23 protein-coding genes are annotated in these 23,122 nt (G+C 44.3%); 6 read left to right on the top strand and 17 right to left on the bottom strand.

Annotated features, from left to right (window positions below; genetic code table 11):
* Positions 1 to 2: 2 nt before the first annotated feature.
* Genes FSB76_RS26020 through FSB76_RS26010 form a run of 4 tightly spaced genes read right to left on the bottom strand, consistent with a single transcriptional unit; the run spans position 3 to position 2,249 of the window.
* Positions 3 to 986 carry an aldo/keto reductase gene (locus FSB76_RS26020; RefSeq protein WP_147058628.1) on the bottom strand — a complete coding sequence of 328 codons (984 nt, stop codon included), beginning with the start codon at positions 984 to 986 and terminating at the stop codon, positions 3 to 5.
* A 5-nt stretch (positions 987 to 991) separates the two neighbouring features.
* Positions 992 to 1,387 (bottom strand): (R)-mandelonitrile lyase, encoded by a 396-nt coding sequence (locus tag FSB76_RS26015; RefSeq protein ID WP_147058626.1) that lies wholly within the window; start codon positions 1,385 to 1,387, stop codon positions 992 to 994.
* Between the two features lie 11 nt (positions 1,388 to 1,398).
* On the bottom strand, positions 1,399 to 1,674 hold the full coding sequence (locus FSB76_RS32865; RefSeq protein WP_317131358.1) for an aldo/keto reductase: 276 nt from the start codon (positions 1,672 to 1,674) through the stop codon (positions 1,399 to 1,401).
* Positions 1,611 to 2,249 (bottom strand): aldo/keto reductase, encoded by a 639-nt coding sequence (locus FSB76_RS26010; protein WP_317131357.1) that lies wholly within the window; start codon positions 2,247 to 2,249, stop codon positions 1,611 to 1,613. Before FSB76_RS26010 ends, FSB76_RS32865 begins: the two co-directional genes overlap by 64 nt.
* Positions 2,250 to 2,396: 147 nt before the next feature.
* Between FSB76_RS26010 and FSB76_RS26005 the strand changes: the two genes are divergently transcribed.
* From FSB76_RS26005 to FSB76_RS25990, 4 genes are all read left to right on the top strand, one after another.
* Entirely contained in the window at positions 2,397 to 3,293 is an 897-nt protein-coding gene (locus FSB76_RS26005) for a helix-turn-helix domain-containing protein (RefSeq protein WP_147058624.1), read from the top strand.
* 312 nt (positions 3,294 to 3,605) lie between these two features.
* Positions 3,606 to 4,079 carry a (2Fe-2S)-binding protein gene (locus FSB76_RS26000; RefSeq protein WP_147058622.1) on the top strand — a complete coding sequence of 158 codons (474 nt, stop codon included), beginning with the start codon at positions 3,606 to 3,608 and terminating at the stop codon, positions 4,077 to 4,079.
* Positions 4,076 to 4,717, top strand: a complete 642-nt coding sequence (locus FSB76_RS25995; protein WP_147058620.1) for a cytochrome c — start codon at positions 4,076 to 4,078, stop codon at positions 4,715 to 4,717. Before FSB76_RS26000 ends, FSB76_RS25995 begins: the two co-directional genes overlap by 4 nt.
* Complete coding sequence (locus FSB76_RS25990) at positions 4,672 to 6,903, top strand: xanthine dehydrogenase family protein molybdopterin-binding subunit (protein WP_225976317.1); 2,232 nt, start codon at positions 4,672 to 4,674, stop codon at positions 6,901 to 6,903. Before FSB76_RS25995 ends, FSB76_RS25990 begins: the two co-directional genes overlap by 46 nt.
* Before the next feature lie 203 nt (positions 6,904 to 7,106).
* On the opposite strand, the gene FSB76_RS25985 is transcribed toward FSB76_RS25990, so the two are convergent.
* The 5 genes from FSB76_RS25985 to FSB76_RS25965 all read right to left on the bottom strand — a co-directional run bounded on the left by FSB76_RS25985 (position 7,107) and on the right by FSB76_RS25965 (position 11,655).
* Positions 7,107 to 9,560, bottom strand: coding sequence for a TonB-dependent receptor (locus tag FSB76_RS25985; RefSeq protein ID WP_147058618.1), 2,454 nt, complete (start codon positions 9,558 to 9,560; stop codon positions 7,107 to 7,109).
* 36 nt (positions 9,561 to 9,596) lie between these two features.
* Positions 9,597 to 9,977, bottom strand: coding sequence for a hypothetical protein (locus FSB76_RS25980; RefSeq protein WP_147058616.1), 381 nt, complete (start codon positions 9,975 to 9,977; stop codon positions 9,597 to 9,599).
* A 137-nt stretch (positions 9,978 to 10,114) separates the two neighbouring features.
* Positions 10,115 to 10,543, bottom strand: coding sequence for a hypothetical protein (locus FSB76_RS25975; RefSeq protein WP_147058614.1), 429 nt, complete (start codon positions 10,541 to 10,543; stop codon positions 10,115 to 10,117).
* 60 nt (positions 10,544 to 10,603) lie between these two features.
* Entirely contained in the window at positions 10,604 to 11,044 is a 441-nt protein-coding gene (locus FSB76_RS25970; RefSeq protein WP_147058612.1) for a hypothetical protein, read from the bottom strand.
* A complete protein-coding gene (locus tag FSB76_RS25965) occupies positions 11,041 to 11,655 on the bottom strand; it encodes an RNA polymerase sigma factor (protein ID WP_225976316.1) in 615 nt (204 codons plus the stop codon). The genes FSB76_RS25970 and FSB76_RS25965 overlap by 4 nt, the downstream gene beginning before the upstream one ends.
* A 475-nt stretch (positions 11,656 to 12,130) precedes the next feature.
* Between FSB76_RS25965 and FSB76_RS25960 the strand changes: the two genes are divergently transcribed.
* Entirely contained in the window at positions 12,131 to 13,105 is a 975-nt protein-coding gene (locus FSB76_RS25960) for a cellulase family glycosylhydrolase (RefSeq protein ID WP_225976315.1), read from the top strand.
* Positions 13,106 to 13,262: 157 nt separating this feature from the next.
* Here FSB76_RS25960 and FSB76_RS25955 read toward each other — a convergent pair whose 3' ends face one another.
* The 7 genes from FSB76_RS25955 to FSB76_RS25925 form a co-directional block, all read right to left on the bottom strand.
* On the bottom strand, positions 13,263 to 14,540 hold the full coding sequence (locus FSB76_RS25955) for a glycosyltransferase (RefSeq protein ID WP_147058605.1): 1,278 nt from the start codon (positions 14,538 to 14,540) through the stop codon (positions 13,263 to 13,265).
* Positions 14,541 to 14,931: 391 nt separating this feature from the next.
* Positions 14,932 to 15,231 carry a type II toxin-antitoxin system RelE/ParE family toxin gene (locus FSB76_RS25950; protein WP_147058603.1) on the bottom strand — a complete coding sequence of 100 codons (300 nt, stop codon included), beginning with the start codon at positions 15,229 to 15,231 and terminating at the stop codon, positions 14,932 to 14,934.
* Complete coding sequence (locus FSB76_RS25945) at positions 15,232 to 15,462, bottom strand: hypothetical protein (RefSeq protein WP_147058601.1); 231 nt, start codon at positions 15,460 to 15,462, stop codon at positions 15,232 to 15,234. It abuts the gene before it with no gap.
* A 131-nt stretch (positions 15,463 to 15,593) separates the two neighbouring features.
* Positions 15,594 to 18,248, bottom strand: a complete 2,655-nt coding sequence (locus tag FSB76_RS25940; protein WP_158642988.1) for a DUF5686 and carboxypeptidase-like regulatory domain-containing protein — start codon at positions 18,246 to 18,248, stop codon at positions 15,594 to 15,596.
* 275 nt (positions 18,249 to 18,523) lie between these two features.
* A complete protein-coding gene (locus FSB76_RS25935; RefSeq protein WP_147058597.1) occupies positions 18,524 to 20,335 on the bottom strand; it encodes an AsmA family protein in 1,812 nt (603 codons plus the stop codon).
* A gap of 215 nt (positions 20,336 to 20,550) precedes the next feature.
* Complete coding sequence (locus tag FSB76_RS25930; RefSeq protein ID WP_090648758.1) at positions 20,551 to 20,742, bottom strand: cold-shock protein; 192 nt, start codon at positions 20,740 to 20,742, stop codon at positions 20,551 to 20,553.
* Positions 20,743 to 20,851: 109 nt separating this feature from the next.
* On the bottom strand, positions 20,852 to 21,385 hold the full coding sequence (locus tag FSB76_RS25925; protein WP_147058595.1) for a hypothetical protein: 534 nt from the start codon (positions 21,383 to 21,385) through the stop codon (positions 20,852 to 20,854).
* 171 nt (positions 21,386 to 21,556) lie between these two features.
* Here FSB76_RS25925 and FSB76_RS25920 point away from each other — a divergent pair, with 171 nt between their 5' ends.
* Entirely contained in the window at positions 21,557 to 22,012 is a 456-nt protein-coding gene (locus FSB76_RS25920; protein ID WP_147058593.1) for a GNAT family N-acetyltransferase, read from the top strand.
* Between the two features lie 117 nt (positions 22,013 to 22,129).
* On the opposite strand, the gene FSB76_RS25915 is transcribed toward FSB76_RS25920, so the two are convergent.
* Positions 22,130 to 22,957, bottom strand: coding sequence for an energy transducer TonB (locus FSB76_RS25915; RefSeq protein WP_147058591.1), 828 nt, complete (start codon positions 22,955 to 22,957; stop codon positions 22,130 to 22,132).
* Positions 22,958 to 23,122 lie beyond the last annotated feature (165 nt).

Below are 23,122 nucleotides of genomic sequence, written 5' to 3'. Positions count from 1 at the left end.
TTTTAACGGTTAACCATTTTTTGTCCCTGTTCGGAATAACGATGGCCGTGCACCTCGATTTGTGACAGGCTATTGCCAATCTCAAGGAGATCTTTGGCAGATAACCGGATATCCTCAGCACCCAAATTCTCTTCCAAACGGTGCATTTTTGTGGTACCGGGAATTGGAACAATCCAGGGCTTTTGCGAAAGCAGCCAGGCCAACGCAATTTGGGCAGGCGTTGCGTTTTTGTCTTTGGCAATAAGGCCAAGTACCTCAACCAATGCCTGGTTCGCCTTCCGGTTTTCTTCGGAGAAACGAGGAACTGTGTTCCTGAAATCGCTTTTATCAAATGTGGTACTCCCATTAATGGCGCCCGTTAAAAACCCTTTACCCAGCGGACTAAACGGCACGAAACCAATACCCAGTTCTTCCAGTACAGGTATTATATCCTGCTCAGGTTCGCGCCACCAAAGGGAATATTCGCTTTGCAGGGCCGCAACCGGTTGTATCGCATGCGCTTTGCGGATAGCGCCAACCCCAGCTTCCGACAGGCCAAAATGTTTAACCTTGCCTTCGGCAATCAAATCTTTAACTGTACCTGCAACGTCCTCCATCGGCACATTCGGATCAACGCGATGTTGATAAAACAAGTCGATGTGGTCTGTTCTCAAACGTATCAATGCGGCTTCAGCAACCTTACGGATATGCTCGGGCCGGCTATCTAAACCAAGGGGTGGTTTGCCGTCTTTAAAGCCAAATTTGGTGGCAATAACCACCTGGTCGCGAAAAGGCTCCAGGGCCTCGCCTAAGAGCTCTTCATTGGTAAAAGGCCCGTAAGCTTCCGCTGTATCAAAAAACGTAACACCGCGCTCAAAGGCGGCGTGTATTAATTTAATTGCTTCCTGTTTTTCTGTTGCCGGGCCGTAGCCAAAACTCAGTCCCATGCAACCCAATCCAAGGGCCGATACTTCCAGCCCGCTATTTCCTAATTGTCTCTTTTTCATTTTTTTTAACCGTTGTAGTCCTCGTCTGTAACCTGCTCCAGCCAATCTACCGGTGAGCCATTCTCCTTTTCCTGTACAGCAATGTGACTCATGGCTGTGGTGGTAGTTGCGCCGTGCCAGTGCTTTTCGTTCGGTTCAAAGTAAACCACATCGCCCGGAAAGATATTTTCTTTAACACCTCCCTCCCGCTGTACCCAGCCCGCTCCTGCGGTAACAATAAGTGTTTGACCGAAGGGATGCGTATGCCAGGCAGTACGCGCGCCCGGCTCAAATGTCACCAGCGCCATTGCTACACGCGCAGGTGCGGGTGGTTCGTTTAGCGGATCAATTCGTACAGTACCGGTAAAATATTCGGCCGGCCCTTTTGCCGACGGCTTAGAGCCAATACGTTGAATTTTCATAGGTTTAAATTTTAGTTATTCAATTTTCGTTCTCCCAGCCATTTCACCATTTTAGGATCGCGGTGATCGAAAAAACTGCTAGCATTGGTATCCAATGTTTTAATGCGTTCCATTTCATCAGTTGTAAGTTCGAAATCAAGGCTATCCAGGTTTTCGGCCATGCGCTGCTTACGTACCGATTTTGGAATAGCGACCACGCCCCTTTGGGTAAGCCAGCGCAGTACTACCTGGGCAATTGACTTGTTGTATTTGTTGCCAATGGCCTGCAGCAATTCATTTTTAAACATATCATTCTTGCCCTCAGCAAAGGCCCCCATGATTCTATCTGCACGTTGTTATCAATCATGAATTGCTGCGCATCAATTTGCTGGTGAAACGGGTGCGTTTCTACCTGGTTAACAGCCGGCACAATTTCGTTGTTGATAATCAGGTCAATCAACCTGTCGGGCTGAAAGTTGCTTACGCCGATGGCACGTATCTTGCCTTCTTTGTACAAATCTTCCATCGCGCGCCATTCGCCATATACATCGCCGTAAGGCTGGTGAATTAAGTAAAGGTCGAGATAATCCAGCTGTAGCTTCTTCAACGAAGCTTCAAAAGCCTTTTTAGCGCCGTCGTAACCGTTTGATTGAATCCACAGCTTGGTAGTAATAAACAGCTCTTCCCTGGCCACACCGCTGCGCTTAATGGCTTTACCCACGGCTTCTTCATTCATATAGGATTGTGCGGTATCAATTAACCTGTAGCCGGTATCAATGGCATCCACTACATTTCTTTCACATTCTGCCAGGTCGGTTACCTGGAAAACGCCAAAACCGAGGATTGGCATTTCAACACCGTTATTTAATTTTACTTTTTGCATAAAGGATATTTAACAACACAAAGGTGAGGCGTTTTATCTGACGGGATAGGATACAGATTACGGATGTTTCTACCATTATTACTGATTTAAGCGCTGGTATGATTAATGCGTTGATTAATAATGTAAATTCGAATAAAGAATTAGATTATGGACAGCATGCGGCGTTTTAATACGATTAGCGAATACAATGCATTTAATAACAACGAAACCAGGCACCCATTGGTTAGCGTTGTCGATCTGTCAAAGGCTGCCCCCAGGCAGGGCTCACAAATGTATTTTGGCTTTTACATCGTATTTTTAAAAGATGTTAAATGCGGCGACCTGGTTTATGGCCGTAACACTTATGATTACCAGGAGGGCACATTGGTTTTTATGGCGCCGGGACAAGTGGCTGGCGTAAACAGTAATGGCGAGTACTACCAGCCCAAAGGCCATGTACTGGCTTTTGATGCAGATTTAATTCATGGTACATCGTTGGGCAGGCATATTCAGGACTATAACTTTTTTAGCTACCAATCAAACGAAGCGCTGCATTTATCTGAAAAGGAACGGAGCATTGTATTGGATTGTTTTTCAAAAATAAATTACGAACTGGAACGGGGGATTGATAAACACAGCAAGAGGTTAATTGTATCCAACATTGAATTATTTTTGGATTACAGCGTTCGCTTTTACGACAGGCAATTCATCACCCGCGACCACGTGTATAAGGGAACCATTGAGAAGTTTGAAAAGCTATTGAATAATTACTTTTCTTCAGAAAAACCTCAAACAGTTGGCCTGCCATCGGTGGCCTATTGTGCCGATGAACTAAATTTATCGCCAAATTATTTTGGCGATCTTGTGAAGAAAGAAACCGGCAAAACCGCGCAGGAGTATATCCAGTTTAAACTTATTAACCTTGCCAAAGAAAAGATCTTCGACGGTGAAAAAACCGTGAACCAGGTTGCTTATGAGTTAGGTTTTAAATACCCGCAGCACTTTACACGGTTGTTTAAAAAACAGGTGGGCCAAACACCCCATGAATACCGTTCATTGAATTGAAAACTTATTAAAGTTATATATTAGTATTAAGTCAACAGTATTAAGTCGTAAGTCTAAAGTTGAATTTTTCCTTTTTCGACTTAGAACTTAAGACTTTGGACTAAAGACAATCCGTCAATTTATCGTTGACACGACATTTAGCGTGCTTCCGGAAAGCGCCAAAGGCATCACCAGCATGAAATTGGTGATTTAGTTGATTACCCAACGGTAACGGCGTTCCGGGGGTGAGATACCGGGACGCTTTTTTGATATTTTTGCAATATCTAAAAATAGCAGTTAAAGCTTTAACATTTAATACCAATTATAAATGCTATGATTAACATTAATGTAAACGGAACACCGCATCAGATTGAGGCAGACCCGAATATGCCACTGTTGTGGGTAATACGGGATATTATTGGCCTCACCGGTACAAAATTTGGCTGCGGCGTGGCACAGTGCGGTGCCTGCGTTGTTCACCTGAATGACCAGGCAGTCCGGTCATGTGTAACCAAAGTAAGCCGTGCCGAAGGTCAAAAGATCGTCACCATTGAAGGTCTTTCTAAAAATAATGACCACCCGGCCCAGCTTGCCTGGAACCAGGAGCAGGTGCCGCAATGCGGTTACTGTCATTCGGGCCAAATCATGTCGGCGGCGGTGTTGCTTCGCGAAAATAACAACCCCAGCGATGCCGATATTGACGCGGCCATGGCCGGTAATATTTGCCGCTGCGGCACCTACCAGCGTATTCGCAAAGCTATTCGTACAGCTGCAGAATTGCAGAGAAAGGAGAGCGCCAGCAAATGAAAAAGCAATTAAAAAATAAGCGTCGTTATACGGGCGTTGCGAGAGCCTTTGCTGTAGTTGGCGTATTGTTATCTGCCATAGCTATCATGTCTTTCGGGCTAAACTCCGAACCCGGAAAGAGAGAGGCCGCCCCTATCGTCGTCAGGAAAGATAGTGTGGCATCGGTTAAGGCGTTTAAACAGGTTTACAGTGTTTTGATGAGCGCCCGGTGTATGAACTGTCACCCCTCGGGCAATATTCCTTTACAGGGCGACGACAGTCACCTGCATACCATGTCGCCCCAAAGGGGAGTTGATGGCAAGGGTGTTTATGCCATGAAATGCGCTAATTGCCACCAGGCAACAAATACACCTGGATTGCATACGCCTCCGGGAAACCCCAACTGGCATTTGCCCCCGGCCGATATGAAAATGATATTCCAGGGCCGGAGCCCGCGGCAATTGGCCAAACAGATCATCGATCCCAAACAAAATGGCCATAAGGATATGAAAAAGCTGATTGAGCATGCTGATGACGGTTTGGTTTTAAGTGGCTGGAACCCCGGCGAAGGCCGTACCCTGCCACCCATGAGCCACGCAGCATTTAAAAAAGCATGGATAACCTGGCTAACCACCGGGGCATACGCGCCAAAGAAGTAACAGACAGCCTAACCAATAACCAGAATACCATGAGTGTGAGTAACATATCAAGAAGAAACTTTTTAAGGGCGGCGGGCCTTACCGGAACAGCTTTACTTGTTGGCCTGTATTTTCCGTCGGGCGCCGAAGAAGCTAAGGTTGCTGCCGCAGATTCGGCGGTGGCTTCGGATATAGAGATGAATGCCTGGATACATATTGACACGAATGGCAAGGTTACTATTTTCAGCCACCGGGCCGAGATGGGCCAGGGTGCTTACCAATCTGTTCCGCAAATTGTTGCAGAAGAACTGGAAGTTAATTTGAATGATGTAAACATACGCTTCGCGCAGGGCGATCGTCAAAAATACGGCAACCAGGTAACGGGCGGCAGCTCTACCATCCGTGGTTCATACAAGAATTTATTGAAATTAGGTGCATCAGCACGCGAAATGCTGATAGCGGCAGCAGCCACCAAATGGAATGTGCCGGTAACAGAATGTTATGCCGAAGCCGGGCACGTGATCCATCGTCCAACAGGAAATAAATTTCATTACGGCGAACTGGTGGAGGCAGCATCTAAACTGGAAGCACCTAAAGATGTTGTATTGAAAAAGCGGTCCGATTACAAACAGATAGGCAAACCGCTGCACAGGCAGGACACCCCGTTAAAAACCAACGGCAAAGCCATTTTCGGGTTAGATTTTAAACTGCCGGGGATGCTATATGCTGTAGTGGAGCGAAACCCACGCTTACGCGGAACACTCAAATCATTTGATGCCAGCGCGGCGCTGAAAGTTCCGGGTGTTAAAAAAGTATTCAAAATACAAACGGGTGTTTTTCAAACTTTCAGAGACGGCATTGCTGTGGTAGCCGATAGCACCTGGGCCGCCATACAGGGCCGCAAAGCGTTAACCATTGAATGGGACGACAGCGGCTTTGAGCACGTGAACACGCCCGATATTTATAAAAAACAACATGAACTCATTAACAACGAAGAAGGCTTATCTGCCAGGAAACAGGGCGATCCGGATGCCATATTAAATACAGCCACCCAAAAGCTGGATTTGGTTTATGAAACACCATACCAGTCGCACAGCGCTATGGAGCCGCTGAATTGCGTGGCTTTTTACCAGCCCGATAAGCTGGAAATATGGGGTCCGATACAGGCACCTGAATGGGTGCAGGATTACATTTGCGCGCAGTTTAAGCTGCCGAAAGAAAAGGTGATTGTTAACATGACCTTTTTAGGCGGCGGTTTCGGGCGAAAGGCCTTCATGGACTATCCACACGAGGCTTGCCTGATCTCGAAAGAAACCGGCACCCCTGTGCAGGTAGTTTGGACCAGGGAAGACGATATGACACAAGGTCCCTACCGGGCCGGCATCTCATACCGTTGCCAGGGCGCCATCAGCAACGGGCAATTAAGCGCTTTAAAGTTCCGGATGGCCGGGCAAAACACGGCTCACTGGCAAGGAGGCCCTAAAGACAGGGCCAACCGCAGCACTACCGAAGGCTTCCTGGCCCCATACTATAAAAGCATAAAAGACATTAGCTTCGCCGATGTGCCGTTTGAAACACCTATCCCCAATATCTGGTGGCGATCAGTATATGCATCAACCAATGGCTTTGCTTACGAAAGTTTCCTGAACGAAATGGCGCACCTTGCCGGTAAAGACCCGCTTGATTTTAGACGAGGCTATTTAAACGAAGAACGGGAACAAAAGCTAATAGATAAAATGGAACAGGTTTCGGGCTGGAAGCTGAAAAACAAAGGCGACGGATTTGGGGTTGCCATTACCGAATGCTTTGGAACCACCGTTGGCCAGATTGTTAAGGTATCGAAAAAGAACGGTGAAAAGGTAAAAATTGATAAGGTGTGGGCTGTTGTAGACTGCGGCTGGTACGTAAATCCGGATATTGTTCATGCACAGGTAGAGGGTGCCATTGTTATGGCGCTTGGCGCTGCTACTACACATGAAATTACCTTTAAAGATGGGTTGGTAGAGCAACGGAATTTTTATAACTATTTAATGCCCAGAATTAACGATATGCCTTTGGTTGAGGTGCACATTATGGAAAATGATGCCAATGCCGGTGGTGTTGGCGAGCCGGGACTACCGCCATTTGCACCAGCCCTAACAGAAGCTATTTTTGATTTGACAGGCAAACGCATCCGCAAATTACCGTTTGACATGGCAACCGTATAAAGGTGCGGACAGAAGGGACAAATAATACTGAACACCGAATATCCAATATCCAACACCGAAGTTTTTCCTTCATTATTCGAAATTGGATATTCGGTATTCGATATTAAATCGACCTTAATTCCCTACCTTAATGACATTGGGCTAAGGTCGGTGCAGTATGAACAGAAAGCCTCGCGGTCGATTCTACAGGTAGCGTATGCCTTCTAATTCTTCACCCTCCCCTGCTCGGTATCCGCGCCGGTTTGTTCTTTTTTGCGCTGGCCGGCTACGGCTTTGCCGAAACGGAAACTGAGCGTTAGCAGGGCCGACCGGGTGTCGCCGTGGTTGGTGTAGCTGGCATCGGTAAGGTACAGGTTATTGATAGTGCCCCGGTTGATGTTGGTATACAAAATATCGTTCACGCTCAATTTAACCGTTACTTTGGGCGATAGACTTTTTGATACCGCTGCATTTAAAGCCCCCTTACTACCGGTAACAAACTGGGCACTGGTAATACTGCTTTGGTAATTGCCATCAACCTGCAGGTTAAAACCTTTTTTAAGCTTAAACTGCAAAATGCCTTGCCCGTATACAAACGTGCCTTTGGTATCCAATAAGCCGGTGTAAAAATTACTGCGCGAGTGTACGCGGGTAACCTCGCCATTTACCTGTACAGTAAGCCATTTTGCCGGCTCAAAGTCGGCATCGACAGAAAAGCTGCTTACCGTTTTATGGCCGATGTTGCCGGGGCGGCTGTAGTAAATACCGTTTACTATCTGGATAGTTTCATCCGTATCGTTTTTTGTGTCGCTGTAACTGAGCGTACCGGTAATATGGTTTTTGAAAATATAGGCCAGCTCAATTTTATTGGCGAACGATGGCTGCAGGTAAGGGTTCCCTATGTAATAAGTAAATTTATCCAGGGGAGAAACAAAGGGGTTCAGGTCCTGGTAATACGGCCTGTCAATACGGCGGCCGTAGTTCAGCTGAATTTGGTTATCGGCCAGGCTATCCAGTTTATATTGCACAAATAAGGTTGGGAACAGGTTGGCATAATTACGGTTAAAGGCCGAATCGGGTTTTATAACGTTGCCCAGCTGATGTCCTTTCGAGCTGGTATTCTCCAATCGTAAACCAGCCTGGATGCTCAGCCTTTTAAATTCCTTGTTGAGGTTAAGGTATGCGGCATTAATATTCTCCTTATAATTAAAGTGGTTTGTTTTATCATAATCGGGCGTGGTATTGCCGTTTAGAGTATTAAAATAACCGGCCACGTTATCTGTTTGGGTATAGCTTGTTTTTACCCCGGCTTCCAGTTTTATGCCGCCGCCCAGCGGATGCCCGTAATCGGCCTTGCCAGATAGTATTTTAATATTTGACGGCAGGTTGCCGTTTAAACTGCTTTGGTCTATTAATGCCCCGCCGGGCAAAAAGGTGTGGCTGTCAAAATCCTGCTGGTTGGTAGTGGCATAATGCAGGTAATCAAGGTTGGCGGTAAAATCCGGGCCGTCTTTCTTAAACTCGTGCCGGTAATTCAGGTTCAGGGCTGTATTTTTAAAGCTGCCCTTTTCGGTGTTTTTTGAAATCACGCTTGAGTCGAGCTGCCCTGCCGCATTTAACAGGTTGCCCGTGCCTGTACTTAGCAAATACGGATAGCGGGCCAAACCGGTGAGCGCTATGCCAAAGGTTGTATTTGGCGATGCATCATAATCGGCACCAATGGTAACCTTACCGCCATGCCCCCGGCGGCGGTTATAGGTATCCTGGTTAAAAATACCGGTAGTTTGGCCATCGGTATTTTTGTACCGGCGAAAAATGGCAACATCGGCATAACTGTTACGCACAGTGTAAGCCAGGTTGCCAAACAAGTTGAGCTTATTTTTTCGATAATTGAAATTAAAGCTGTTGTTGGTACGGGTATACCGGGACTGCCCAATGCTTAAACTAAGCCCCAGGTTAAAGCCCCTAACCTGCGTTTTTTTTGTTTTGATATTGATAACGCCCGCATTACCTGCCGCATCATATTTGGCCGGCGGGTTGGTCATAATTTCTATTTGTTGCAGGCTTGATGATGGCAGGCTGCGCAGGTAATCGGCAAGGGCGGCTCCCGACAGGTAGCTGGGCTTATCATCAATAAAGATGACAACGCCTTGCTGCCCCTTAAGGCTGATTGTCCCGTTCTGATCAACCAGCACACCCGGCGATTTCTCCAACACCTCCAGCGCTGTAGTACCCGCATTGCTGATGATAGCATCTACATTTACCACCGTCCGGTCTATCTTATGTTCGATATACGATTTTTTACCGGTGATACTTACCTCTTTAAGCGCAATGTTACCTGTTTGCAAAACCACCTCTTTTAACGACACCGCCGGTTGCTTATCGCTGATAGCGATAGTATCGCTTTTATAAGGGGTATAACCGGCGGCGGTTATAAACACCCGGTAAAGGCCGGTTTTTAGTCCGTTAAAAACAAAGTTCCCGGCAGCATCTGCCAATTCGTATTTAAGCACTATAGAATCCTTTACGCCGCGTAGTGTTATGGTAGCGCCATCAGCAGGCTTTTGGGCGGCATCCCGTACTTTACCGGTTATTTTACCGGTTGCTATCTGGGCGTTTACAAAAATCGGGGCAATAGTTATCCATATGGTTAAAATAACCATGATCAGTTTTTTCATTTCAATAAGATTAAAGGGTTTGGTACCTGTGCAGGCTTACTTAATTACATTTTTGCTTAATTGCCCGCAAAGGTTTTTGAGGCGCAACAGGGATACTGCAGAATTGGTGTCTTTATCAACCTTAACCAATAGCCAACCGGCAGACGCCCTGATGTAAAAATTGCTGCTATCGCCAAGCGTTACCCGGGTATCTAATTCATCTGCGTTTTTAAATACGGTTACTGGTTTTAAAGTTTGGTTGATAAAAGCTTCTACCTTTTTAGTTTGATCGCGACTGTAGGAGGCTTCCAATTTAAACAGGCTGAATGTCTCGGTTATTTTAACCTGAGTGCGGTTGCCATTATTGGCAATAGTAAAGGACAGGCAAATAGTAATGGATATAATGCCGGTTATGAGTAGATAATAAAACGATTTCATGTGTTGGTGATTTTTAAAGGATTGATGGATTTATTGATTAATGGGCATAGCTTGCCCATGTCCGCGGTGCGGACGTTTAAACGTGCTATAAATTTTGCAGCTGTCTTGATTCTTAACTCTTGACTCTCCTCGCTCTCCTACCTAAGCTTTTTTAACAGGAAGTAGTATCCAAGGAAACCAAGGGCTATACTGAATATCATTACAATGGCGGCATACAAACCCGATGGCATGTAAAAGCTGATGACGGTAAGGCCGATGGCTATAGCCGTTAATATGGCAAACCATTTAAGCGAATTCTCTTTGCCTTTTTGGTTTGCGGGCAGTAACTGGGCAATTACACCTTCGGCAACGCCTTTTTCAACAATACGGCGTTTTAACCTGTCGTCTAAAAAAAGCTTGATGAGTGTGAGCACAAATGATGAGGCCAGGAAAACGAGGATAATGATTACGACGCTGTGCATCATCTCAAAAAAGGCCTGCTCATTTGTAAATGGATCAAATACTGTTTGCGCATTGGCAGTAATACCTGCCGGCATTAGGGATATGATAGTGGCTATTTTTTTCATGTTGTTGTTTTTTATTGTTGTTATACCGGATGAGACCGGCAGCCCGTGTTTATGTTGCAGTTAATTAAAATCCAGCTTTTTCATCTGGTCGTGGTGTTCTTTGATCATGGTATTAAGCATGCCGGCAAATATTGCTATCGCGCTTGCTGTTAAAATGGTGCCAAACAACGCAGGCAGGTTTTGAAATAGCTGCAGCAGGTAAGTGCCAAACAGCAAGGCAACTGCAATAAGGAAAATCATAGTGAGGGTTACGCCCAATGCTGCTATCCACGGAAATTCTGCCTTTGGGGCCGGTAATTGCTGCAGCACCAGGTCGGCAAGGTTAAAATCAAACGCAGGCTTTTGCAGGGCACTTATTTGCCGTGTAAGCAGCCGGTAATTGGCCAGTTTGGCGCTGCAGGCGGCACAGCCTTGTATGTGGGTGGATACATCTTCGCCCAAACCCATGCCTTCCAGGGCGTATTGCTGTAATTCATTGTCTGTTGGATGGTAACTACTCATAAATCTTCGCGTTTATAGTTGGTTAGCAGGTTTTGTTTTAAGGCCTTGCGGGCCCTGAACAGGTAATTTTTAATGGTGCCTTCGGGCAGATTGGCGATCTGGCCTATTTCGGCATAACTCATTTCTTCCTGGTGATACAGGGATAACAATGTTTTATAAACCGGTGACAGTTTATCCATTTCGGCATTTAAAATAACCGACAGCTCCTTTGCCGATAGCAGGCGCTCTACCTCGTTATCGTATCGTCCAACATCTTTTTGCTGCAGCCGCTCAAGCGTTTGCTCTTGCCCGTCATCGTCGTCATCCTGCGCATCTATCAGTACCACCTTCTTTTTCTCCAGGTAATGCAGGCAGGTATTGTAAGTAATTTGTGCTATCCAGGTTGATATTTTGCATTGAAATTTAAAACCAGGCAAGTTTTTGTACGCCTTCAGGTAAACGTCCTGCGCAATATCTTTCCTGTCGGCTGGTACGGGTATCATCTTAAAGATAAGCTGCGCCACCAATCCCTCGGTGTTTTTAATAATTATACCAAAAGCATACCTGTCGCCACCCAAAACTCGGGAAACCAGTTGCTGATCTGGGTGCTGATATTCGTTTTGGTGACTCACTTGCTGATTAGACCGGGCTATCGCATAAAGGTTGCAATAATTTTTTAGTATCAAGTAGCGACTATCAAGCATCAGTACAGCTTCATCTCTTTAAGTTCGAAAATCAAAAATCCTGATGTTTGAGGCCCGAAGCTTGAGGCAGCCGAAGAGATGAAATTAATTGAGGAACAGAAAAAACACGTAAATGCTGAGTTTACCCCCTCACAATGGCGATTATGCCAATCACCGCATTGCACATTACCATCTAACTTAGCCTAAGATTATAACCCGACCAACGTTTCCAGCTCCTGATTATCAACTATTGCGTATTAACCAATTCTGTAGCCTATGTTTTGACGGCTATACGGGGTATATGCAAAATATGCTTGCTAACCAATTTATTATAAATCAAAAACCAAAAAACCAAATGAAAAAAACCTTAGTTTTCTTATGTTCCATTTCTATTTTTTGTAGTTGTACAAAAAACACAGCCGACTTGACTCCGACTCACCCTTTGGCAACTGCCAAACCAACAAGTTCGGTAACCACAATGGCGGTAGGGGCTGCTTCTATAGCCGGCGTAAACTGGGCCGATGGCCGCGATAACTTTGTTGATGGCTGGGTTATTCCATCTGGTTTAACTTCTTCTGACAATTACAGCACGGTTAATGCAAAAGCCAATTCGATATTATCGGGCTTTCAAACCAACATGCCAGGTGTCAATACAATAAGGATACCTATAAATTACCCCAGTGTATCCCAATCGTGGTGGAGCGCTTATACCGGTGCTATAGATGCCGCCCTTAACAAAGGCATGAAAGTAATTATATGTTGCTGGGATAGCGCATCGGCCAACGACGGATTGATAGATAACATGACCAATTTTTGGTCCATGTGGCAAACCGTAGTTAATAAATATGGCAGCAATGGCAACGTTTATTTCGAGGTGTTTAATGAACCCCACGGCTACAGCTTATCCAGTTTAACAGCAATTTATGCGCAGTGGCTGGCTAATTATCCGAGCGTAGCAAAAGGCAGGGTGTTGCTAAGCGGCACAGGCTATTCAGACAACGTAACCGGGGTTGGTGCCGACAGCCGCTTTACCAGCTGCCTGCTTTCGTTGCACAATTATGCCTATTGGGCAACCCACTCAACTGCAGCATGGCAAACCGACTGGCAAAACAGATACGGAAGTTATGGTTCGAGGACGGTAGTTACCGAATTTGGAGCAACAATGAGCAGCGGTAAAGATTATCAGAATGGTTCGCAATCCGACAATGAGATTGCCTACATCGTAGGATCGAGTAATGTATTCCGGAACAACAGAATCGCCAGCGTTTACTGGCCCGGTTTAAGAGACAACGATAGTTACAGCATCCAAAAAAGAGGTGGAAGCGGCAACAACATCACGCTGACCACTGTAAACTCTTCCGGCGTTTTTCGTGTTCGTTACGGTTGGGGCCTAAACTAATCGTTTTTTAATATATTTAAGAATATCGTTAGCAATACAATCAATTAGGCCGCTTCATAAACAATTATGAAGCGGTTTTTTATTTCCGTCTCTTCAATACCCCTTTGAAAAAGCCCGCTGAGGCTGCCCGCCCTGTATAAAACTATACATAACTGGCTTAATTTCCTGTATCTACGTCATTAAAAAACTTTTCAATTTCATTCACCGCGTTTTCAAGTCCCTTTTCATTCCTTATTTCCCTGCCAATAGCTGTCGCATTGTTTTTTACTTCACTTGTTTGAATTTTTGATAGCGCAGAAATCAGCTTATTGGCGTCGAGCTTTTTAACAGGGATATGAACCCCAAATTTCATCCGTTCGGCTATTTTGCCCCAGGTAGGCTGGTCGGTGTAAAACGAAATAATTATTACCGGTAAATCGTTTCGCAGCATAGCTGCCAACGTACCTGCGCCACCGTGGAATACCCCTGCCTTACATTTTGGTAAAACAGCGCCGTGGTTTACATATTTTGTTACGAACAGGTTTTTATGCGACGGCAAGTTTTTAAAAAGCGACCAGCCTGTACAAAACAAAACCCGCTCATTGGTTTTATTTAAAATGGTGTTTAAAATGTCTATAAATTTTTCGGTATTGCCAACACCATTACTACCAAAGCCCATGTATATGGGTTTATCACCTTGCTGTAACCAGGCATTTAATGTGGCCGGGGTTTCGTCCCTAAACTGGCCTGGTATTTTTTCTTCGGGAACAGTTAAAAAGCCGGTTATTTTATGATTATCGTCCCAATCTTTAGGTTGCGGGATCAGGCTGGGGCTTAGGCAATATAAATCGAGCGGCTTTTGCTTGCCAATATAATCTATAAGGTTTTCCTTTAAAATGGGCAGGCCTAATTCTTGTCTGAATTCGTTGGTCTCTGTCTTTACAAACTTCCAGAAAAACAAGTGTGCCAGCTTATAGGTCAGCTTATTATACCATGGGAAATCCAGGAAATCAAAGTCGCCTAAAGGAAATTCAGCTGTAGGTACAACCGGTGGCATAAAATAGGTTAACGCAATTTTTTTATGTTGCTTTTCTGCAATCGCGCTTGTAACGGGTAACGTTGCCGCATTGGCTATAATAAAATCTACCTGGTTAACTCCTTCTATACAGCTTTTGCGTAAAGGCCCCCTTATTCCATGGAGCGCTTTAAAAAAGTACTTCATCAGCTTAATGGTATTCTCTGTTTTCAGTACGCTTTGGCCCTCCGCCGAATTCATCATTTCTTCGGCATTTCCATACAGCGGATGAAAAGTAAGGCCATAGCCCTCCACTAATTCCTTAAAATTTCCTGGTGCTGCAATAATTACCTGGTGTTTTTTGTCGATAAGCCCTAAAGCCAAAGCAATATAGGGTTGTATATCGCCCCGTGTTCCGTAAGTAAAAATTCCTATGTTCAATTGTGGCTGGTTTATTTACAAAGGAACTGATAGAAAAGTATTTCTTTTAGTAATTGTTAAAAATTAATGGGGGGGGGTATGAAGTGACAATCAATAGGCTTGGAACACGAGGTACAGGCAATACGTGTGTGCCGGCAGTGAGGCTGACCGCGATAACAAAATAGTTTTTTTACACCCCGCAAATCATTTTGACTTTTGAATTAAAAAATGGCGTTCCCGCTGATAGAAGCGGCCCGGGCTCATACTGCACAGACGTTATCCGTAAGGCCGATATCCCCATTTTTAGCAAAAGTACTGCGTTTCGATGTGGGTGGCTGACTTTAAATAGGGATATGGTGACAAAACCCATCTCTACTTTTGGAATTTTGATTATAGCACCTTTTACAAAAGGTCAACCTCTTTGTTTTGGCATATCGGGGTTATGGCTTGTATGTAAAACAGCATAAATGGTTATAAGTTTGTCAAACTCGTCCACTTTATAATGGATCATAAAAGGAAAAACATCCAAAACAGCGGTCTTTACTTCATCATACCTAGTTGTATACGAATAGGGATTTTTCCTGATCAGGTTTATCTTTTGGCGAACTTTCAGCGCAAACTTTTTACCAAGTTCTTTTTTCTGCAAATTATACCATAGGGCGGCTTCCCTGATATCGTGTTTGGCAGAGATTAACATAACAACCTTATACATTTACAGCTCCTTTTCGATATCGTCCATCGCTGTATCAAAATCTATAGCTTGTTCCGGTTGATTTTTATAATCGTAAACGCGGTTCCTTACCAAATCAACGTGCCATGCTGGTACTGTAAACTCTTCTTGTTCAATCCCTTTAAATCTACTTTTTAATTCATTCCATTCGTTGATAGGAATAAACACGCCGGTTGTTTCACCGGTACTGTCAGAAATAAATTGTAAACTCATAATTACAGTTTTAATACGCTAACACATTTAATCGTAGTAACAAAAATAAGGATAAAACTTAAAAATAGAAAAAGTCCGAAAGTCGGGAAGTCCAAAAGTTTTTTAAATGGAGGTATGATGGCTATCGCCCCTTACAAATCCGGCGTAATACTAAATTTAATACCATATTGGTTCACCCCGGGATGATCGAGGTAGTTGAAGCGTTTAATCACATCAACCCGCAGCAGTTTAAATATATTGCCTATGCCAACGCCTGCTTCAATGTAGGGAGTGCTGCCCAGTGCGTAGGTGCCATTGGCATTGCCCAGCGCCGGGGGCAGGTTATACAGGTTGGCCGACAGCAGCGGGTTATTTTCGGCACGTAAGCCGCCGTATATGGCTTTAAACGACAGGAACTCGCGCCATTTGAGGTGCTCTATCAGCGGAATTTTATTGAGGATAAAGCCGTTGAAGCTGTGGGTAATGTTGATGCCCGCCGAGTGATCGCTCACAAACTCAAGGTAGTTCATGTTGTTGTAGCCGTCCGGGTCGTACTTTAATGATTGGTTGGCGGGCGGCATATTTAGCAGCGGGAACGGAACTTTGCCGGTAACAAGATTGCCCAACAGCGTTATATCGGTAAAGCCCAATTGCGACATGTAAAAACGCTTAAAAATATTGGCCGATATGTTGTTGTAACTATAAGCCCCGTTTAACAGGCCCGCAAAACCATGATTGATTTGAAGGTTAAAAATAGGGTATTTACTGTATATGGTGTGCCTGAATATGGTGCCTTGTATAAACTGCTCATGCGGGGCGTAGCGCATACCCAGGGCAACCTCGGTAGTGGTAAGGCTGGGAATAAGGCTATTATCGGTATTTGATTGAAACTGAAGGGTGCCTGCGGGCCGTTGGTTCCAGTTGCGCAGGGCCAGGTTGTATGAAAAATGATTATCAAAATCCCTTACATAGGCCAGTGTAAATGTGCGGTTATACAGCCAGTAATTGGTGGTACCGGTATGGAACGATGTAAGCGCGGCTTGCTGGTTACTTACCGCAAAACTTTGCCCAGGCAGGTCAACATCGTACCGGTAGCCTATTTTAAAGTAGTTGTTGGCGTAGCGGTATGGCGCTGTTTTGTTGAGCGATAAATAGGTGTTCAATTCATACTTGGCTGTTTTATCTTTGGTGCCGTAGGCGGTATAGCCGTCAAAAAAAACAGTTTTGCTCAGGGCAGGCGTTGTACGCCCTCCTAACTGGAAGCGCGCCCCCTCCTGGTTATCATACGCAAATATCGATCCGATTGGGCCTATCTGCACGGGGCCCACCGTGGCAAAGCCGCCGGTAAGTGTTGCCGCTATCCAGGTGAACCGTTTATATGATGGCATGCTTTCCAGCCGGTTTATGCGCGCATAAAGCTGTTTTTGCTGGCTGTTAAGGGTATCGCTGCGATGTTGTGCCCAGTAAGCGGTATCGGGTTTGTTGGCATCGGCCATGGTTTGGGTGCTTTTACCCTCATAAAATTCGGCAGGCTGGGGCTGGTTTAGTTTATAGTTATCATAAAAAACAGTACGCTGGCCGTATACAGCTAAACCTTTGTTTTTTAAAATTCCAAAGTCAGCCGCAACATCACTTTTCTGCAGGTAGTAACGCCCGCCAGGAAATTGCTTAAAATCAAGTTTCACCTTAAGGCTACGCATAAAGTTAATGTTGATTTGCTTGTTAACATCCAGCTCGCATGATTGTACGGCATAATGGCCATCCAGTGAAACCAGCAGGCGGCCTTCAAAAAGCAAGTCGCCTTTGTTGCGGGGCGTAAAACTGATGCCTACCAGTTTACCTTTATCAGTTTGTATAGTATCAGTAATAAAAAACTTATAAAAATCGGGCGAGTGATTGGATATCGGGCTTAAAAACTGGTTGGTTACAATAAAAATATTGTTGGCGTAAATATCAATATCATTCCCGTAGAAACGGTTAAGATAGGTATCAAGCCCGGCGGTATCAACAAACTTAATAATGTTGGTTTCCTTTTGCGCCTGCAATATGCTGATGAATTTGGCAGGCTCTTTACGATAATAATGCTGGTAAAGTTTTTCGCTAAAGTAAACGGGCAGGGAGGTTTCTTTGCGCCCGTCAATCACCTGGGAACTATCGAGCATAAACTTGTATTTGCCAAAAAACTTACCATTAACAATTTTGGGCGACAAATGGAACAACGACATGCCGATACGCTCGTACTGGTTATATTGATAGTAGTCGGCAGCCTCCATCCGGTTTTCATCTTTATGATCAATTACCTGTTGAATAAGCTCGACGGCAGGATTGCCTTTATTGCGGTACCGCGCTTTCTTGCCCGATGTAACCGACACCTCTTTCAACTGCGTTTGCTTGCTGCGCATGCGCACCTGCAACTGGATGGCCTGCCCCGGTTTTATAGTACGCGTAAGCGATGTGTACCCTACATAGCTAAAGGTAACACGACTAAACAAACCACCGGCGCTTAACCTGAAATTGCCATCTTTATCGGAAGTAGTGCCAAAATTACTGCCATTAAACGTAATACTGATATAAGCCAGCGGCAAGCCCGAGCCATCATCAACTATATGTCCAGTTACGGTAGTAACCGCAGCTTTGTTTGTTTTAAGGCTATCTGTTTGCTGCGCGGCAGCATGTATTGAAAATAACAGTAAAATAGCCAGGCAGGCTGCGCTTAATTTATTGGCGATAAAAAATTTATAAAAGCGGAATTTTCCCTGTATCAGCAAAGTTATTTTAATGTCGGGGTTACAAAAAGTAAGTAGCAAATTGATTGATTAAACGTAAAAAAAGCTATTTGAAGTATTTAGTTATTCATATTAATTATCCATTAACCTTTCATTAAGGGCCAAGCTACCACGGTGTTAGTAGTAAACAAGCCGTTAACGCACGGTTGAAAATGTTAAGCGATAGGCCCAAAAACAACAACCTTTTAAACAACTATGTAGTGCTGTTAACGTAATAGCACAGCTTAAGTTACCATCTGATTCTGTTTTGATACTGAAGATGATGACTATATTGTTCAATTTTATAACCGACGTGGTTAAGGTTTCTGTTTTTCGCTAAGCTTTTGCTTAAACTTTTTATCCTCTTTTTGTTTATACTCGCTAGCTTTCTTTAACGCGTCGGCCTTTTCCTTGATTTCTTTTTTGGTAAGCGGCTGATTTTTTTCTTTTTCGTCGGCCTTTCCTACACCGGCACAACCCTTAAGGCCGTTAAGCAGGGCCGACCATATAGTTTTAAAAAACGGGAAGTTTTTGGGCCTGATAAAGGCCACATCGGCCACACGGGGGATAGTTTTACCATTGTCGGGGTTATCGCTTTTCAGGATCACCGTATTCGCCAGCAATGAAATGATGCCCTTTTTTGCGTAACCTTTTTCATCGTCGGTCTTTAATACATCAACCTTAAGATTATGGTACAAAAAGGTAACCTTACCCGCCGACCTGCGCTGGTTACCATGGATATCAAAATCAAGGCTGGTTACCGTGCCCGATGTAATGCGCACCAGCCCAAGCGGCATAACAGCCGGATTAGCATCGGCCATATTCATGGCGCCCATATGCCCTTTGTAGCTGTAGCTATAGCCATCATCGGCAAGGTTAAAGCCAAATTGCAGGTTTAGCCGCCCCTTGCCCATAAACAGGGTACTCAGGTGTGCAGTAGCAAGCGGTTGCTTTTGTAACAAAGCCTTTTTATTGGTAAGGTTAAAAATGCTGCCTGTAACTGCGCTAAACCTCACCGTACCGGTTTTACGCGATTTGCCTTTTTTGAATTCGCTGTAGTTTACATCGAGATCTTTAATATCAAGGGTATCAACCTGAAGTCCCATTTTTAGCTGGCGGATGGCCCAGTTAGGAAAAGTAACCAGCCTGTCGGTAGTTTTAAGCGGGCCATTTGGGTTACTGAATATGCTGAATTCGCCTTTATTTAACACCGCCCTCGCCACATCCAAACCCTGGCCTTGTCGGTAGCTTCGGTAATTAAAATGGTGCAGGGTAATAGCATCCAGGTGCAGACCAAACCGATCTGTGTGGCTTTTAGCCAGGTACATACTTATAGTAAGCGGCTGCACATCTACCCCGGCAATATCCAGCCTGGAGGTTTTGGTTGATAACTTTACCGAGTTTATTTTATAAGTGTACAGCCCGTTTGCCGATTTGCCGGTGTAATGCCTAAGCTGGGTAACAATATCGCGGCAATACAATGTGCGGGATGTATCAGCCTGCGTAGCCGAATCTATGAGCAGGTTGGTAGCGTGCACGTCCATCTCTTTTAACACATGAACCGATGGCTTAGGGCCCGACTTATCGCGGTAGGTAAAATTGATTTCGCCAAGGCGGATATCATCAACACGGATAAGCTTAAAACTGGCAGAAAGTTTTTGATAAATGGTACGCTTGTCTGCCGGTTTTTGGGGCTGTTGCTTATCACCGTTTTTGCTAATATATATTTCAGGATTTTTCAGGTCGATCAATGCTACTTCTATCTTTTTATGCAGCCAGATATCCAGCGGATGTGCACCAGATACTTCCAGCCGCTTCACTTTGATCTCGAATAAACGATTTGGCGCTTTGCCTGCCTGTTGCAGGCGGTGGTATGCCGTGGTATCGGGTTTAAAAGTGATATCGTGCAATACGGCGGTGCCGTTAAATACATTAATATCGAGTTTGCTGAAATTTACCCGGTACAGGCTGTCGGTGCCTTTAAGTACAGCCTCTTTAAATTTCGATGAGAGGGTTCTGCTTAAAAAACTATTCAAAAAAAACACCACTACCAGTATGATAACGCCTAATATGCCCAGGCCTATTATCGAAATCTTTCGCCACCTGTTTTTAAAAACCCAAGCCGTCATATTCTATTTGCTTTTACATTTAGCAACCACCACGGCGGCTTTTACTGGTTGTTTAACAAGGAAGTAGGGAAATTGATTTTATAAACTCAAAAGTTAAAATTCAAAAGTCAAATTGGTTTACGTAACGGATAGCAAACGAACGCCACAGCTAAAAAGCAAATAAAAAAAGCCCATTCCTTTGCAGGAACAGGCTTTACAAATGATTATATAGGGTATTAAACTATTTTAACATTTACTGCATTTGGGCCTTTACGACCTTCTTCTACATCATAGCTAACTGAGTTATTCTCGCGAATGTTGTCAATTAAACCAGATGAGTGTACGAAGATCTCGCTTCCGCCATTTGCCGGGGTAATAAATCCGAAACCTTTTTCGTCATTAAAAAATTTTACTGTTCCTTGTTGCATTATATTGTATATTAATAAGTTGCAAACATACACTAAATAATTGACATTTTTACTATTGGTAAAATAGTTTAATTTTTGGTAAAAACAAAGCTATCCGATAAGCCTGTTATCAATCTTTGTCTTTATGACCATGTCCCTTGCCGTGTCCATTACCATTGCCCTGGTCGTCGTCGCCATCATCGTTCTTTTGCTTTTTATATTTTTGCTTATCCCAGCCTTTATGTTTACCGTTATCCCAATGGTTACGATATTTCTCGTCACGGCTATCTCGGATAATAATCTGATCGCGACGCCCCTTGTAAGTTGCATATTTGGTACGATAAAAGTTATTCCGTACCCACGGGTCTTTTTCGTTTATTACTACTTTATAACTTTGATAGGGGTCAAAATTGCCATACCTGGCGGGCAATACACTTGTTTTTATCCAGCTGTTATTTTGGTAATAAACATACTGATGTGTTGGCACGGAGTAGTATACATCAATATCCGGCATGTAATAGTAACGGGCATAATCGTAGCCAACTGGTCCCCATGCGGGCTGACTCCCGATATTGATACCAAGGCTAACACTTACCTGGGCATCGGCTGCCTTGAAGCTAAAAAGGCTTAACAATGCCATTGCGGCGAAGACTATTTTTTTCATATAAAGTTAATTTGCATGTACGACAATGTATTATCAAAAAGGTTTTATCCGGGGCACATATAATTTATCCTTTAAGCCTACCGCTTTCATAGCTCAGAGTTGATAAAATTCACCTTAAAAATATCTCATCCCGCATCCAACTTGTCTTTATCTTATCCTATTTTTGCCCCAATGAAAACAGTAAGCCTTGCTCGCACCACCAGCACCGATCCCGATTTTCGCATCCTGGTAAACCAGCTTGATGCTGATTTACGCGACCGCAATGGCGCTATGATGGATATTTACGATCAGCATAACGTAATAGAAAAAATTGATACAGTGGTGATAGCTTATGTTGATAACCAGCCTGCCGGATGCGGGTGTTTTAAATGGTACGATGACGAAGCTGTAGAAGTTAAACGAATGTTTGTACGCCCTGATGCACGTGGCAAAGGCATAAGCAAAATGGTATTAACTGAGCTGGAAACATGGGCACATAGCTTAGGCTATAAATATACCGTGCTTGAAACCGGCGAAAAACAGGTAGAGGCATTAAGCTTATATCCTAAATCAGGCTACGCACCCATCCCCAAATATGGACCGTATGTTGATCTGCCGGATAGCATCTGTTTCCGGAAGGCACTATAAATAACCTTGCCAAAAAAGAAAGCCACCGAAGAAATCTCCGGCGGCTAACACACAATCACACACATCTGTTATCACTACACCCACGAGCCCCGCAACCCGACACCCGCAACTTAAATATTACTGATCGGCTAACTGAAAGTTCATTGGTATTACGTATTTAACGCGCACGGGCTGCCCGTTTTGCATGCCTGGCTTCCAGGCTTTAGCCAGTTTTAATACACGGGAAGCTTCTTCATCAAATCCAAAACCCGCACCGCGTTCAACCTTTATATTTGATAGCGAGCCATCTTTTTCTATCACAAAACTCATTAATACCTTGCCAGATACCCCTTGCTCCTGCGCTACCACCGGGAACCTTAAATTCTTTTGCAAAAATTTACTCCACGCCGCTGCACCACCTACCGGTTCGGGCATTGCTTCAAGGCTGCCATCCATATCATGTATAGCATTATCAACCGCAGGGCCGGTACCTGTTGTACCCTTATTTGTATTAGCATCCATGGCATTGCCTGGTTTATCAGCTCCTTTACTGTCTGTAGCTCCAATGGTGCTTGCCTGTAATTCGGCAGTGGTATGCGGTTGCACAATGGGGTCATTAGGTACCACAACAGGTGGCGGGCTGGCAAGTGTTTTTACAGGCTCAACAGGCTTAGGTGGTTCGGTAGATTTTGGTGGCTCGGCCTTTTTTGGCGGCGCTACAGGGGGCTGAACCAAAACGCTTGTCAAATCAACCGGTGTCATTTTAACTATTTCTACCGGTTTGCCTTTAAAAACAAAGGCCGATATTACAATAACCGCAATGCCTGCAAAAGCCAGGCCCATTGCCTTACTCATAGTTCGGCCATAATGTTGTCTTAATTCATAAGCTCCGTATTCTTTGTTACGATGGTCAAATACAAGGTCGAGCCACTCGGCATTGTACAAATCAAATTTTGTGATAGGCATAATTTAAAGAATTAAATTTCTTATATAACGATAATGCATTTAATATATTTTACAAAATCTTAAAAAACTTACTATATTTTTATTTTAAAAAGTGTACCGAATACACTTTCAGCAGCATTTTGACGGATATTTTCATCCCAAAACAACGCTTAATACCCATTTTGA

Source organism: Mucilaginibacter ginsenosidivorax (assembly GCF_007971525.1).
In the GTDB taxonomy this organism is placed as follows: domain Bacteria; phylum Bacteroidota; class Bacteroidia; order Sphingobacteriales; family Sphingobacteriaceae; genus Mucilaginibacter; species Mucilaginibacter ginsenosidivorax.
The sequence above is the reverse complement of the archived record's forward strand: the minus strand, read 5'-3'. Positions and strand labels throughout refer to the sequence as shown.

What these genes read in the sequence shown, in the direction of transcription:
- FSB76_RS26020 (WP_147058628.1), bottom strand. Translation starts at nt 986, where the DNA reads ATGAAAAAGAGACAATTAGGAAATAGCGGGCTGGAAGTATCGGCCCTT.
- FSB76_RS26015 (WP_147058626.1), bottom strand. Translation starts at nt 1,387, where the DNA reads ATGAAAATTCAACGTATTGGCTCTAAGCCGTCGGCAAAAGGGCCGGCC.
- FSB76_RS32865 (WP_317131358.1), bottom strand. Translation starts at nt 1,674, where the DNA reads ATGTTTAAAAATGAATTGCTGCAGGCCATTGGCAACAAATACAACAAG.
- FSB76_RS26010 (WP_317131357.1), bottom strand. Translation starts at nt 2,249, where the DNA reads ATGCAAAAAGTAAAATTAAATAACGGTGTTGAAATGCCAATCCTCGGT.
- FSB76_RS26005 (WP_147058624.1), top strand. Translation starts at nt 2,397, where the DNA reads ATGGACAGCATGCGGCGTTTTAATACGATTAGCGAATACAATGCATTT.
- FSB76_RS26000 (WP_147058622.1), top strand. Translation starts at nt 3,606, where the DNA reads ATGATTAACATTAATGTAAACGGAACACCGCATCAGATTGAGGCAGAC.
- FSB76_RS25995 (WP_147058620.1), top strand. Translation starts at nt 4,076, where the DNA reads ATGAAAAAGCAATTAAAAAATAAGCGTCGTTATACGGGCGTTGCGAGA.
- FSB76_RS25990 (WP_225976317.1), top strand. Translation starts at nt 4,672, where the DNA reads ATGGATAACCTGGCTAACCACCGGGGCATACGCGCCAAAGAAGTAACA.
- FSB76_RS25985 (WP_147058618.1), bottom strand. Translation starts at nt 9,560, where the DNA reads ATGAAAAAACTGATCATGGTTATTTTAACCATATGGATAACTATTGCC.
- FSB76_RS25980 (WP_147058616.1), bottom strand. Translation starts at nt 9,977, where the DNA reads ATGAAATCGTTTTATTATCTACTCATAACCGGCATTATATCCATTACT.
- FSB76_RS25975 (WP_147058614.1), bottom strand. Translation starts at nt 10,543, where the DNA reads ATGAAAAAAATAGCCACTATCATATCCCTAATGCCGGCAGGTATTACT.
- FSB76_RS25970 (WP_147058612.1), bottom strand. Translation starts at nt 11,044, where the DNA reads ATGAGTAGTTACCATCCAACAGACAATGAATTACAGCAATACGCCCTG.
- FSB76_RS25950 (WP_147058603.1), bottom strand. Translation starts at nt 15,231, where the DNA reads ATGTATAAGGTTGTTATGTTAATCTCTGCCAAACACGATATCAGGGAA.
- FSB76_RS25945 (WP_147058601.1), bottom strand. Translation starts at nt 15,462, where the DNA reads ATGAGTTTACAATTTATTTCTGACAGTACCGGTGAAACAACCGGCGTG.
- FSB76_RS25935 (WP_147058597.1), bottom strand. Translation starts at nt 20,335, where the DNA reads ATGACGGCTTGGGTTTTTAAAAACAGGTGGCGAAAGATTTCGATAATA.
- FSB76_RS25930 (WP_090648758.1), bottom strand. Translation starts at nt 20,742, where the DNA reads ATGCAACAAGGAACAGTAAAATTTTTTAATGACGAAAAAGGTTTCGGA.
- FSB76_RS25925 (WP_147058595.1), bottom strand. Translation starts at nt 21,385, where the DNA reads ATGAAAAAAATAGTCTTCGCCGCAATGGCATTGTTAAGCCTTTTTAGC.
- FSB76_RS25920 (WP_147058593.1), top strand. Translation starts at nt 21,557, where the DNA reads ATGAAAACAGTAAGCCTTGCTCGCACCACCAGCACCGATCCCGATTTT.
- FSB76_RS25915 (WP_147058591.1), bottom strand. Translation starts at nt 22,957, where the DNA reads ATGCCTATCACAAAATTTGATTTGTACAATGCCGAGTGGCTCGACCTT.